This window comes from Dryocola sp. LX212, from assembly GCA_041504365.1.
GTDB lineage: Bacteria > Pseudomonadota > Gammaproteobacteria > Enterobacterales > Enterobacteriaceae > Dryocola.
Genome location: CP167917.1, coordinates 3148815 through 3161777, shown reverse-complemented (window position 1 = coordinate 3161777; position 12963 = coordinate 3148815). Strand labels below are relative to the sequence as shown.

Below are 12963 nucleotides of genomic sequence, written 5' to 3'. Positions count from 1 at the left end.
AGAAAGCAAGAATGTGGGTTTTCCGTCCCTGCAAGCGTGGCAAAGTCATCCTGTGACAGCAAACAGAGGAGCAGGTCATGAAAACGAAGAATGACGTTACCGCTGATGAGCGCCGCTGGCAGGCCGTGGAAACCCGAGATGGCCAGGCTGACGGTGAGTTTGTTTTTGCCGTCAGGACGACCGGTATTTTCTGCCGTCCTTCCTGTACCGCGCGTCATCCGCTGCGCAAAAATGTGCTTTTTTTCCAGAGTCCTGACGCGGCATCAGCGGCAGGTTTTCGCCCCTGCAAACGCTGCCAACCGGATAAGCTCGCCCCGGATCAGCAGCGTGTGGAACGCATCATGCAGGCGTGCCGCATCATGGAGGCCAGCCCGGAGAGCCTGACGCTTGAAGCCGTGGCTGCCAGCATGGCAATGAGCCCTTTTCATTTCCATCGCATCTTTAAAAGTATCGTCGGCGTGACCCCCTCCGCCTGGCAAAAGGCGCTGCGCGCCCGGCGGCTGCGCGAGCAGCTTACGAAAAGTGATACCGTTACCCAGGCCGCCTATGACGCTGGTTTTCAGTCGGGCAGCGGTTTCTATCAACAGGCCGATACCACGCTGGGCATGACGGCTCGTCAGTATCGCCAGGGCGGCAAAAGCGCGACCATCCAGTTTGTTGTGGGCACCTGCCAGCTGGGCGAGTTTCTGGTTGCCGAGAGCGAGCGGGGGATTTGCGCCATACTGTTAGGTAACGCGCCAGAAGAATTAATTGCCGAACTGGAGTCGCTGTTTCCGCAGGCTACCGTGGCAGCGGGCAACGAGGCGTTTGCGAAGCGTGTCGCAGGCGTGGTGAGCTATCTTGACCATCCTGGCCGGGCATTCGAATTGCCCCTTGATATCCAGGGTACGGCATTCCAGCGGCAGGTCTGGCAGACGCTGCGGGCTATTCCGGTGGGCGAAACGGTCAGCTACCGGCAGATTGCCGAACGAATGGGTAATCCGAAAGCGATCAGGGCAGTGGCGGGGGCCTGTGCCGCAAACCGGCTGGCCGTCGTTATCCCCTGCCATCGTGTTGTGCGCAACGACGGCGCGCTTTCCGGTTATCGCTGGGGCGTTGAGCGCAAGCAGCTGCTTCTTGATCTGGAAGCGCAGCAGAGGAAAGAATAATGTTGGATCTCTTTGCGGATGAATCTCCCTGGCAGGAGCCGCTGGCGGACGGAGCCATGATCCTGCGGCGATTCGCCCGCTCTCAGGCAGACGAGCTAATTGCGCAGATTGCGGACGTTGCCCGGCGCTCACCGTTTCGCCAGATGGTCACGCCGGGCGGCTATACCATGTCAGTGGCGATGACTAACTGCGGCGAGAGAGGCTGGACGACTGATCGGTACGGCTACCTCTATTCCCCGGACGACCCACTTACCGGAAAACGCTGGCCCGCTATGCCACAGGTTTTCCGGGCATTGTCCGATGCCGCTTCTGCCGCAGCAGGCTATCCCGGCTTCTCACCAGATGCCTGTCTTATCAACCGCTATGTCCCCGGGGCGAAGCTGTCGCTGCACCAGGATAAGGACGAGCCGAACCTGCAGCAGCCCATCGTTTCCGTTTCGCTCGGCCTGCCCGCAGTTTTTCAGTTTGGCGGACTGAAACGTAACGATCCCCTTCAAAGAGTAATGCTGGAGCACGGCGACGTTGTAGTCTGGGGCGGGGCGTCACGCCTGTTTTACCACGGTATTTTACCGCTCAAGCCGGGACAACATGCTGCCACGGGCGAGGTCCGGTACAACCTCACCTTTCGCAGTACATCAAAAAGCGAATAAAAATAAGAATTATTCTTGCTGTGGACGCGTTGCCGTTTAAACTGCTCGCTGTTTTTGTTTTCGGGTAGTGAGTGATGGAACTTTTACGCGTAGTTTACCGGCAGTACCGCTGGCCATTTATCATGGTGATGGTCCTGAGCCTCGCCAGCGCCGCGCTGGGCATCGGCCTGATTGCCTTTATCAACCAGCGGCTGATTGAAACCCCGGATATTTCTCTGTCGGTACTCCCCGAGTTCCTCGGTCTGCTGCTGCTTCTGATGGCGGTAACGCTTGGCTCGCAGCTGGCGCTTACCACGCTCGGCCACCATTTCGTCTACCGCCTGCGCAGTGAATTCATTAAGCGCCTGATGGACACCCACGTCGAGCGCGTTGAGCAGCTTGGCAGCGCTGCGCTGCTAGCGGGCCTGACCAGTGACGTGCGTAACATCACCATCGCCTTCGTGCGCTTGCCCGAGCTGGTGCAGGGGATCATTTTGACCTTCGGTTCTGCCGCGTATCTGGCGTGGCTCTCGCCAAAAATGCTGGCGGTGACCGCCGTCTGGGTGGCGATTACGATTTTCGGCGGCTTCGTGCTGGTGGCCCGCGTCTATAAGCATCTCGCCAGGTTGCGCGACATCGAGGATCAGCTTTATAACGATTACCAGACGGTTATCGAAGGCCGTAAAGAGCTGGCGCTGAACCGCGAGCGTGCTGAACGCCTTTACGAAGATACCTATGTTCCTCACGCCAGCGATTACCGCAGCCATATTATTCGCGCCGACACCTTCCACCTGAGCGCCGTTAACTGGTCAAATATTATGATGCTGGGCGTGATTGGCCTGGTGTTCTGGATGGCTAATAGCCTCGGCTGGTCGGATACTAACGTCGCTGCGACCTTCTCGCTGACGCTGCTTTTCCTGCGTACGCCGATGCTTTCCGCCGTTGGTGCGCTGCCGACGCTGCTAAGCGCACAGGTGGCGTTCAACAAGTTGAAAAAATTTGAGCTCGCCCCTTACGACGCGACTTTCCCTCGCTCTAAAGAAGCGGGGCAGTGGCAGACGCTGGAGATGCGCGACGTCGTCTTTAAATATGGCGACAACGCCTTTTCCGTCGGGCCGCTGAATCTGAAGATTGAACGCGGCGAACTCATCTTCCTGATTGGCGGCAACGGCAGCGGAAAATCGACGCTGGCGATGCTGTTGACCGGCCTTTATCACCCGGTTTCCGGCGCGATTTACCTCGACGGCAGGCAGATCGACGCCGGCAGTATGGACGACTACCGCAAGCTCTTCTCCGCGGTCTTTACCGACGTCTGGCTGTTCGACCGGCTGCTGGGGCAGCAGGGTGCACAGGCTAAGCCCGAGCTGGTTGCCAGCTGGCTTGAACGCCTGAAAATGAGCGAAAAGCTGGAGCTGGACAACAGCACCATCCTCAATCTGAAGCTCTCCAAAGGGCAGAAAAAACGCGTGGCGTTGCTGTTGGCGCTGGCAGAAGAGCGGGACATTATCCTGCTCGACGAGTGGGCCGCCGATCAGGATCCCCACTTCCGCCGGGAGTTTTACCAGGAGCTGCTGCCGCTGATGCAGCAGATGGGCAAAACGATTTTCGCCATCAGCCACGACGACCACTACTTTATCCACGCCGATCGCCTGCTGGAGATGCGTAAAGGGCAGCTTAGCGAACTGACCGGGCACGAACGTGACAGCGCATCCCGGGATGCGGTAGCCAGAACGGGAAGTTAAATATTAAAAAACCAGCTGTTAAAGGCTGGTTTTTTGTTTTCTGGGCGGCTTAAAGCTATAACTAACGTCGTCGTTATCAGGGAAAAACGCAAGATGTCAGCCACGCCTAAGTACAGCACCAGAGAGCGCGCCGAAGATCGCGCCCGAATCCTCCAGATCCTTCTCACCAATAAAGCCGTCGCCAGCGGCCTTCTCGGGCGTTTACCTTCGCCCGATGCGCAAACGCCAGAGCAGGATATTAACGAACTTGTCGAACTGGTTACCCGGCTGCCGGCCCCTGACCTTGCGGACGTGCTCGAAGCGCTGCCCAGCGAAGAGCGTGACGCGCTGTGGAGCCTGGTCAAAGAAAGCAAGCGCGGACCGGTACTGATTGAAGCGTCAGAAACCGTCTGGGACGACCTTATCGAAGATATGAGCGATAAAGAGCTGCTGAGAGCGCTGGCCCCGCTCGATATCGACGACCAGATCTATCTTGCGCAGTATCTCCCCCGTGACCTGATGGGGCGCCTGCTGTCTACGCTACCTCAGGATTCACGCACCCAGGTGCGGAAAGTCCTGCACTACGACAAGCACAGCGTCGGCGCGATCATGGACTTTGAGGTGATAACCGTACGTGCCGACGTTACGCTGGGCGTTGTTCAGCGTTATCTCCGCCTGCGTGGCAGGGTGCCGGAAAACACCGATAAACTGTTTGTCACCAGCCGCGACAAGACGCTGTTGGGCGAACTGGGTCTGACCACCATCCTGCTTCACTCCCCTGAAACACCTGTACTGAAGGTGATGGATGATAACCCGACGTGCTTTGCCCCCGAAGATCACGACGAGACTGCGGCCCGCACCTTTGAAAGGGATAACCTTATCAGCGCCGCCGTCATCGACGCTGCGGGCAGGCTGATGGGTCGCCTTACCATCGATGAAATCATTGACGTAGTTTATGAGGAAACGGATAGCGATTTACGCCGCATGGGTGGCTTAAGCGCGGAAGAAGATGTTTTTGCACCGGTGAGCAAGGCGGTTAAAGCGCGCTGGGCATGGCTGGCGATAAACCTTTGCACGGCGTTCGTTGCCTCGCGCGTCATCGGGATGTTCGAACATACCATCTCGCAGCTGGTGGCCCTGGCCTCGCTAATGCCGATTGTGGCGGGGATCGGTGGCAACACTGGCAACCAAACCATTACCATGATTGTTCGCGCGCTGGCCCTGCAGCATATCCAGGCGGGTAACTACTCGTTTTTAGTTTTTCGCGAGCTGGGCGTGGCGCTGATCAACGGGATTGTCTGGGGTGGGGTAATGGGCACCGTCACCTGGCTATTGTATGACGATCCCGCACTGGGTGGGGTGATGACGCTGGCGATGGTTTTAAACCTGCTGGTCGCGGCATTAATGGGCGTGCTGATCCCCATGATCATGACCAGGCTCGGAAAAGATCCGGCGGTAGGTTCCAGCGTGATGATCACCGCCCTGACGGATACCGGCGGCTTCTTTATATTTCTCGGACTGGCGACAATTTTCCTGCTTTGATGCAACATCTGTTAATTAAACGCAAGGGGCTTGGGCTTAACGCCCCTTTCAGTTATGGATTGTTCTGCTCCCTGTTTTGAAGTTTTATCCAGGCATCATCATATTTAATATTGCCTTTAAGGTAGTTCCACTCAATTCCTCTGGATCTGAAACCAACCACTTCATGCATATTCGGTGCTGTACTGCCGGGGTAATAAACGTGGCTGAAATCTAAAGAGGCGATGACAACGCTTTCTAACGTCACCCGATAAACCTCGGTTTCTATTCCGGCGTCTACGATCTCATAATAGTGGATTACCGCTTTCTGCAGCCTTTTTGATTCGCAAGCGGCGACGGCAAGCCAGGGGCTGACTTTATCAAGCTGTTTATGAATAACAAAGGGATCGTGCTGCCGGGCGCCCGTCATGTTACCGGTGCAGCTGTCCACACCGAGTTTAATCCCATAGCTGCTGTTCATCACTTCGATAGCGCCCTCCCTGCCAGGGGCCGTGCAGTTGCCCTTGACTAGCATGCCTTTTTCATCGTAAAGAAATAAATACGCGGGTAATGACATTATAAATCTCCCAGATGGGTTAAACGTCCATTGTTATCTATAAAAAATTCATGCACATATTTGTTGTTATTTAGGCTATACGTAATGGCATACGAATATCCGTAGCGCCATTTGAAACTTATACAATCATTGGGGTAAGAAAGATGTAAGTCATCTTCATATGTTATCAGGCTATTTTTTATATTTTCATTTGATTCAATGCGATAATAATCGAGCACATCTTTGCTATCTAAACTGAAGCAAAGATGTTCACCATCAATGAACGTAGCTCTTGGATGAGGGGGCGGGTTTCCGCCCGGACAGCCTGACAGCAGGAATGATAGTAAAATAATTAGTCGTTTCATCCGGGAAATCCTTTTAATACTGCCTTGTATCTGGCTATCAGAGAATATATCGACTCATGAGGATCGTAATCTCGATAATCATATAATCCTTTTCTCCCTTCAAAACCCATGTTAAGCAAGAGCCAATAATCACTGACTATCGAAGCCTGCTGCTCTAATCCATAGTGAAGTAAATCAGCTTTATCCAGGCTGTAAGTGTAATCGGCGAAACGTGAGAATAGTCCCCTGGTTCTGACGAACATACCTTTGTGGGATTGCCAGACATGCATCATCTCATGCATAAATCTGTGTTTTTTATCGATTTTGAATTCTAAAGAAAAGTCCGGGGAGTAGGTCTCTTCTCTGAACCACATCTCGCCGTTCGGACTCATTGCAACGTCGACAGGCTGCAAATTAAAGGGCAGATAGCTTTCTCTGTGTACCCAAACCTGGCTGTATTTAATGCTATAACCGTATAAGTTTTTTGCTAAGGCTATTTCTCCTGTCGTCAGCTGTCTTACCCCTCCGGGTTGGATCCGCGTACCTGATGTGGGTTCTATGCTTTCATCTACCGGCATTCAATTTCCTCCGCTCCATGATGGAATTGAACATTAATAGTACGGTTTAGAGCGGTGCACAGGGAAGGGGTCTAAGCCACAAATCTAGCCTGAGCGAGGAAGGAGGCCGCTGTGGGCAAGGGGCTGCAGAAAAAGAAAAAGGGCTAATCTTTCGATTAACCCTTTGTCCTGGATAAAAGATTTGGTCGGCACGGAGAGATTCGAACTCTCGACCCTCGCCACCCCATGACGATGCGCTACCAGGCTGCGCTACGTGCCGACAACTGGGTAAAAATATTACCGCTTTTGTCGGTCATTGCAAGATGATGCCATGCTAAGTGCCTTATAAATAGACAATCAGTTAGCGATGAAGCGCTTCTCATCCGTCAGAACCTGAAGCAGAAGCCCCAGCTGCGGCTTAGTCTCCTCCACGCGCTCGCCCTGCAAATCATAGATGCGGTAGTTACCGTTATTATCCAGTACCAGAGTCATCTGCGGCATAGTCACCGCCAGGCTGTTGTTATCCGCACCCACTACCCAGTTATTACGACGGGTGGCGGCAAACAAATCTTCACCCTGCGAATACTCATTCGGCGGGGTTTTAACATGCAGCAGACGCTGCATCAGGGTCGTCATAATATCCTGATGATCGGTCAGCTTGCCGACGATTTGTGCCGGCGTGCCTGGCCAGTGAATGACCAGCGGGACCTGAATACGTGAACGTGACCAGGCGAAGGAGTCCCTGTCGCTGCCTAGCGGCACGCCATGACCGGCGGTGATGATCACCACGGTATTCTCGAGCTTGCCGGTGGCCTTCAGGCCGTCCAGCACCCGCTGAATCTGTGCATCCACATTATGGGCCGCGCGGGCATAGCGGCGGGTGAAGGCCTGCTGATTGCTGTCGTCGGTAATGCTGGTGCCGTTAAAGGCAATCCAGGAGAACCAGCGGTTGTCTTCGGATGCGTACTGGTTCAGCCAGTTGATCCACTGCGAGGCGGTTTCGCTGTCCGACTGGCTTTTGGCCGACGGTAAAGAGAAGTCAGAGAGCAGCGCCTGACGATACATGGACGAGTTAAACCCGTCAGATGCGAACAGGCCGAGCTGATAGCCCTGCTGGTTAAGCGCGGTGATCAGCGCGGCCGGAATGCGGGCGGAAAGCACACCGTCCATATAGGCCGGTGAAATACCGTAGAACAGGCCGAAGATGCCGTTATCCGTCCCGTTACCCGCGCTCATGTGCTGCGTGAAGTTCACGTTGCTCTGGGCGAACTGATTAAGGGAAGGCAGGTCTTTGGCTATGCGCGAGGCGTTCAGGCCATCAACGGTAATCAGCAGCACGTTATGTCCGGTACCCATATCGCTGAACTGCAGGTTGCTCAGTGGGTACTGTACCGATACCGCCTCCGGATTACCCTGCTCAACGAGACGACGCTGGTACTCTTTTGCATCCAGCAGGCCGTGCTTCTCGAGGAAGCGACGGGCCGTCATCGGATAGGACAGCGGCAGGTTTGCGCGCTGCATAGTGATCGGGCGATAGAAATTCGCATCCGCCCAGATGTACAAAATATGGCTGCTGAAGAAGGCCACAAAGAACAGGGCCACGAGCGGTCTGGCAAAGTGTCTGCGCCGTCCCAGGCTGCGCAGCTTCTGCCAGCTCCAGGTCGCAAACAGCATCTCAATCAGCAGGATCACCGGCACGCTGATAAACATAAGCTGCCAGTCGCGCGCCATTTCGCTCCGATCGGGATTAATCACCAGTTCCCAGACAACAGGGTTGAGATGGAGGTGGAAACGGGTAAAGACTTCGCTGTCGATAAGCAGCAGCGTCAGGCCCGCCGTGGCAAAAGCCACCGACAGGAAGCGCATTAGCCGCTGCGACATGACGACAAAGGTCAGCGGGAAGAGTAGTAGCAGATACGCCGCAAATACCACAAAGCTAAAGTGACCAATAACGCTCAGGTACGAGAAGATGCGCCCGGTCAGCGTCGTTGGCCAGTCGGCGACGAACAAATAGCGGCTACCCAGCAGCGTGGCCAGCAGGATATTAAACAGGGCGAACCAGTGTCCCCAACTGACCATCTGGGAAACTTTTTCGCGGTAGCGCTGACGGTTAGTCACCATAACTCGTAGCTATAATCCCTTAATGAGCTTTGTCTTCACTCACGGAGGCTTGCAGCGCCTGCGCGAAGGACTGAGCCAGCGTGCGGCGCTGGGCCGAAGCCACACTGGTGTTGATAAGGTTGGTGACCATATTTCCCAGAACCATCAGGGAAAGATCGGTAGGCGCATGGTGTTTTTCCAGCACGCCAGCCAGCTCGGCCAACAGCTCTTCTACTTGTTCATCACTATAACGGGATATTTGTGGCATAAATTCAGAATCGGTTATGTTCAGGAAAGGGCGTCATCTTACCGTAGCAGCGCCTTTTTTTCTGCATTTTTATCTTCTGTTGCACAAGGCTGCCGGCAGTGGTTGAATACCGCCCGGTCTAAAAGGAGAGTTTAACATGAGTCTGGATATCAACCAGATTGCCCTGCATCAGCTTATCAAGCGTGGCGAAGAGACGCTTGAAGTGGTGCTGCGCGATTCCCTGCTGGCAACTAACGGTGCCGTAGAAGAGATGATGGCTGAGCTGCACCGTGTGTATAGCGCCAAAAATAAAGCTTACGGCCTGTTCAGCGAAGAGAGTGAACTGGCAGAAGCACTACGTTCACAGCGCAGAGGGGATGAGGATTTCCTTGCCTTTAGCCGTGCGGCGACCGGTCGTCTGCGTGATGAACTGGCAAAATATCCCTTTGCGGATGGCGGTATCGTCCTGTTCTGCCACTATCGTTACCTGGCCGTGGAGTATCTTCTGGTGGCGGTGCTCAACAACCTGAGCAGCATGCGCGTCAACGAAGAGCTGGATATCAGCTCCACGCACTATCTGGATATCAACCACGCCGATATCGTGGCAAGGGTCGATCTGACCGAATGGGAAACGAATCCTGAATCCACCCGTTACCTGACCTTCCTCAGAGGGCGCGTCGGCCGTAAGGTATCCGATTTCTTCATGGATTTCCTCGGCGCCAGCGAAGGGCTGAATGCCAAAGCGCAGAACAAAGGCCTGCTACAGGCGCTGGATGACTTCACCAACGAAGCGCAGCTGGACAAGAATGAGCGCCAGACGGCTCGCCAGCAGGTATACGCCTACTGCAACGAGCAGCTGCAGGCCGGTGAAGAAATCGAGCTGTCGTCCCTGGCGGATGAGCTGCCGTGGGCCGTCGATGACAAAAACTTCCAGCAGTTCACCGCGGAAAAAGGCTACGAGCTGGAAGAGAGCTTCCCGGCGGATCGCAGCACCCTGCGCCAACTGACCAAATATGCCGGCAGCGGCGGTGGCTTAACGATTAACTTCGACGCCATGCTGCTCGGTGAGCGCATCTTCTGGGATCCGGCTACTGACACCCTGACCATCAAAGGCACCCCACCAAACCTGCGCGATCAGCTCCAGCGCCGCAGTTCAGGCAAGTAACAGCGTTCGAATTCTGGAATCGCTCCCGCATATCCTGAGGCCCGCTATCCGTAGCGGGCTTTTTTATCTGGCAGGCCAAATATCAGATCGCTATTATCATTTATACGAAATTGCGTATATCATGGAGTGATAATGCCTAAGCCAGTCAGTTTCATTGATACAAGCCTTGCAGATTTGCGGCAGTTTCCAATGGATGCAAGAAAAGAGGCCGGGTATCAGCTTGATAAAGTACAGCATGGTTTTGATCCCGATGACTGGCGGCCCTTTACCGCTGTAGGACCGGGAGTAAAGGAGATACGCATCAGGGATGAGCAGGGGATTTATCGCGTAATGTATGTCGCGAAGTTTGAAGAAGCGGTGTACGTGCTTCACTGTTTTCAGAAGAAAACTCAAACCACTCGTGGCAAAGATGTTGAGCTGGCGGCGCAGCGATTTCGTGCGCTGCTTGTGGAGAGAAATAAATGAAAATTCAGACCTTCGACAGCGTCTGGGATGCCATCAGTGACACCCCCGAGCAAGCAGAAAACATGAAGGTGCGTGCGCAGCTTATGCAGGCCTTACAGAACTGGATTGAGCGTAAAGAACTTAGCCAGGCGGAGGCCGCAGAAGTGCTGGGGCTTAGCCAGCCTCGCGTATCTGAACTGATGCGTGGAAAAATACAGCTGTTTAGTGTCGACAGGCTTATTACCATCATGGCTGCCGTTGGGATGCATATTAGCAGTATTGAAATCTGCGAAACCGCAGCGGCTTAAAGCAAAAAACCCGCCGAAGCGGGTTTTTTTCGAGCCTGATTCGCGATTAAGCGCGAACGAAGTCGATGTGAGACAGTTTTGGCTTGAACGGGTGACGCTGAACAGCCTGAACCTTCACTTTTACTTCTTTACCGTTAACAACCAGAGTCAGAACTTCTTCGTAGAAACCTGGCTTAGTTTGCAGGTTCATTACGGAGTCGTGGTCCAGTTCGATAGAGATTGCAGCTTCTTTGCCACCGTAGATAATAGCTGGGAATTTGTTTGCTGCACGCAGGCGGCGGCTCGCACCCTTGCCCTGCTCTTTGCGTTCTTCAACATTGATAGTAAACATTAAATGTTTCTCTCTAAATAAGCCTGCTACAGGCGACCCAGCAACAGGTAAGTTATCTGCTTTGCGGATGCAAAAGCGGGCGGCATTATAGCCATATCTGGCCGGATGGGCAATGCGTATCGCCATTAACCGCGCAATTCATTTGCCCGACGGTAGCGCCCTTCGTAGTCGAATACCTTTTCCCGAACGTTCCAGAAGTTGCCGTTTTTACGGGCGACGACAAAATCAGGATGGCGCAGGAGCGCCTGCTGGGTGACAACGTCAGCCGCCGTTATCCAGCGCAAGGGGACGCCCGGTGCGCGGCTGTGAGGGCGGATAAACAGCTGCTCGAAGGCCATGCGCTGGGCCGGGGTGTGCAGACGGAAGCGCTCGCTTACATCCGCTCCGTCCTCGTCATAATAGATGATTTTCAGCCAGTCGCCTTTCGCATCGCCGCCCTGCAGCAGCGCCATACCGCTGCAGCGCAGGACCAGCGCATCTTTCAGCTTCAGCGCCGCCTTCAGCATGTCGTCCGGGTCGACCAGCACATGGTCACAGGTGTGGCAGCGGCGGGCGGCAATATCGTTCTCCGCATTGCACTGCGGGCAATTTTTGAAGCGGAAGCGGTAATCGCACTGCTCGCGATGCCCTTCGTCATCTTCAAACCAGCCCTGACAGCGGCGGCCAAAATGCTCAATGAGGGTGCCGTCGACGGTGGTTTTGCCCCAGAAAGTATTGGCAAAGCCGCAGGAAGGGCAAAAAACCTGCACCGGCACGTTGTCACTTTTTCCTTTCGCGTTGCCAACTTCCGGGGTAAAGAGATCGTGCGGGTTACCGGCATAGTCCAGAATCAGGCAGTCGGTTTTACCAGGCGACAGGCGCAGCCCGCGCCCCACGATCTGTTGGTAAAGACTTACTGATTCCGTTGGTCGTAGGATGGCAATCAAATCCACATGGGGTGCATCAAAACCGGTGGTCAGCACCGCCACGTTGACCAGATAGCGGAACTGCTGCTGTTTGAAAGCTTCTATCAACGTATCCCGAACCGGGCCGGGCGTGTCTGCGGTGATCAGCGCGGCGTCGGTTGCGGGCAGCAGGGCGGTTATTTCCTTCGCGTGTTCAACGGTGGCGGCAAAAATCATCACGCCACGCCGCTGGGCGGCAAATTCTACAATCTGGCTGATGATATGGGGCGTGATGCGCTTTTGCTGTTTTAGCTCGCGGTTAAGATCGGCTTCGCTGAATAAGCCGTTGGATTGGGCCTCCAGGCGGCTGAAATCATACTGCACAACAGGCATGTCCAGCCGCTCAGGCGGCGTCAGATAACCGTTTTTAATCATATAGCGCAGCGGCAGCTCGTAGATGCAGTCGCGAAACAGCGCTTTTTCATCGCCGCGCACCATGCCGTGATAATGAAAGTGATAAATCCAGCCTTTGCCAAGACGATAGGGCGTTGCGGTCAGCCCAAGCAGGCGCAGCTTTGGATTGGCGGTTCGCAGGTGAGAAAGTATTTGCTGATACTGGCTGTCGTCGGACTCGCCGATGCGGTGGCATTCGTCCACGATCAGCAGCGAAAACTCACCGTGAAACTGGTCGAGATTTCGCGCTACGGACTGAACGCTGCCGAAAACCACTTTGCCGCGGCTCTCTTTACGCGACAGACCGGCGGCAAAGATATCGGCCTCAAGCCCCAGCGCGCGATATTTTGCATGATTCTGGGCAACCAGCTCTTTGACATGAGCAAGTACCAACACGCGTCCACGGGCAATTCGCGCCAGCTCGGCGATCACCAGGCTTTTGCCTGCGCCGGTAGGCAGCACGATAACAGCAGGCTCAAGGTGCTTGCGAAAATGGGCGAGGGTGGCATCCACCGCTTCTTGCTGGTACGGGCGTAGAGTAAAGGACATCAGAAATCT

Annotated in this window: 14 protein-coding genes and 1 tRNA gene; 7 read left to right on the top strand and 8 right to left on the bottom strand. The window is 54.7% G+C overall.

The window, feature by feature from the left end:
- Positions 1–77: 77 nt before the first annotated feature.
- From ada to mgtE, 4 genes are all read left to right on the top strand, one after another.
- The gene (ada, locus tag ACA108_15305; GenBank protein XEX94737.1) at positions 78–1148 is read left to right on the top strand and encodes a bifunctional DNA-binding transcriptional regulator/O6-methylguanine-DNA methyltransferase Ada; all 1071 of its coding nucleotides are present in this window, start codon (positions 78–80) and stop codon (positions 1146–1148) included.
- Positions 1148–1798: a DNA oxidative demethylase AlkB gene (gene alkB, locus ACA108_15300; protein ID XEX94736.1), complete on the top strand. Its 651-nt coding sequence runs from the start codon at positions 1148–1150 to the stop codon at positions 1796–1798. Before ada ends, alkB begins: the two co-directional genes overlap by 1 nt.
- Positions 1799–1872: 74 nt before the next feature.
- The gene (locus ACA108_15295) at positions 1873–3519 is read left to right on the top strand and encodes a multidrug ABC transporter permease/ATP-binding protein (GenBank protein XEX94735.1); all 1647 of its coding nucleotides are present in this window, start codon (positions 1873–1875) and stop codon (positions 3517–3519) included.
- Between the two features lie 93 nt (positions 3520–3612).
- Entirely contained in the window at positions 3613–5040 is a 1428-nt protein-coding gene (mgtE, locus tag ACA108_15290) for a magnesium transporter (protein XEX94734.1), read from the top strand.
- A gap of 52 nt (positions 5041–5092) precedes the next feature.
- On the opposite strand, the gene ACA108_15285 is transcribed toward mgtE, so the two are convergent.
- From ACA108_15285 to ACA108_15260, 6 genes are all read right to left on the bottom strand, one after another.
- Positions 5093–5593: an Hcp family type VI secretion system effector gene (locus ACA108_15285; protein ID XEX94733.1), complete on the bottom strand. Its 501-nt coding sequence runs from the start codon at positions 5591–5593 to the stop codon at positions 5093–5095.
- Entirely contained in the window at positions 5593–5937 is a 345-nt protein-coding gene (locus ACA108_15280) for a putative T6SS immunity periplasmic lipoprotein (protein ID XEX94732.1), read from the bottom strand. Before ACA108_15280 ends, ACA108_15285 begins: the two co-directional genes overlap by 1 nt.
- On the bottom strand, positions 5934–6494 hold the full coding sequence (locus tag ACA108_15275) for a type IV secretion protein Rhs (protein ID XEX94731.1): 561 nt from the start codon (positions 6492–6494) through the stop codon (positions 5934–5936). Before ACA108_15275 ends, ACA108_15280 begins: the two co-directional genes overlap by 4 nt.
- 182 nt (positions 6495–6676) lie before the next feature.
- Positions 6677–6753, bottom strand: a tRNA-Pro gene (locus tag ACA108_15270).
- Between the two features lie 77 nt (positions 6754–6830).
- Positions 6831–8594 (bottom strand): LPS biosynthesis-modulating metalloenzyme YejM, encoded by a 1764-nt coding sequence (yejM, locus tag ACA108_15265; protein ID XEX94730.1) that lies wholly within the window; start codon positions 8592–8594, stop codon positions 6831–6833.
- A 19-nt stretch (positions 8595–8613) separates the two neighbouring features.
- Positions 8614–8841, bottom strand: coding sequence for a YejL family protein (locus ACA108_15260; protein ID XEX94729.1), 228 nt, complete (start codon positions 8839–8841; stop codon positions 8614–8616).
- Positions 8842–8977: 136 nt separating this feature from the next.
- Between ACA108_15260 and yejK the strand changes: the two genes are divergently transcribed.
- From yejK to ACA108_15245, 3 genes are all read left to right on the top strand, one after another.
- Positions 8978–9985 (top strand): nucleoid-associated protein YejK, encoded by a 1008-nt coding sequence (yejK, locus tag ACA108_15255; GenBank protein ID XEX94728.1) that lies wholly within the window; start codon positions 8978–8980, stop codon positions 9983–9985.
- 132 nt (positions 9986–10117) lie between these two features.
- A complete protein-coding gene (locus tag ACA108_15250; protein XEX94727.1) occupies positions 10118–10450 on the top strand; it encodes a type II toxin-antitoxin system RelE/ParE family toxin in 333 nt (110 codons plus the stop codon).
- Positions 10447–10737, top strand: coding sequence for a helix-turn-helix domain-containing protein (locus ACA108_15245; protein ID XEX94726.1), 291 nt, complete (start codon positions 10447–10449; stop codon positions 10735–10737). The genes ACA108_15250 and ACA108_15245 overlap by 4 nt, the downstream gene beginning before the upstream one ends.
- Positions 10738–10783: 46 nt before the next feature.
- Here ACA108_15245 and rplY read toward each other — a convergent pair whose 3' ends face one another.
- Positions 10784–11068, bottom strand: coding sequence for a 50S ribosomal protein L25 (gene rplY / locus ACA108_15240; protein XEX94725.1), 285 nt, complete (start codon positions 11066–11068; stop codon positions 10784–10786).
- A 125-nt stretch (positions 11069–11193) separates the two neighbouring features.
- On the bottom strand, positions 11194–12954 hold the full coding sequence (locus ACA108_15235) for a DEAD/DEAH box helicase (protein ID XEX94724.1): 1761 nt from the start codon (positions 12952–12954) through the stop codon (positions 11194–11196).
- Positions 12955–12963: the final 9 nt, after the last annotated feature.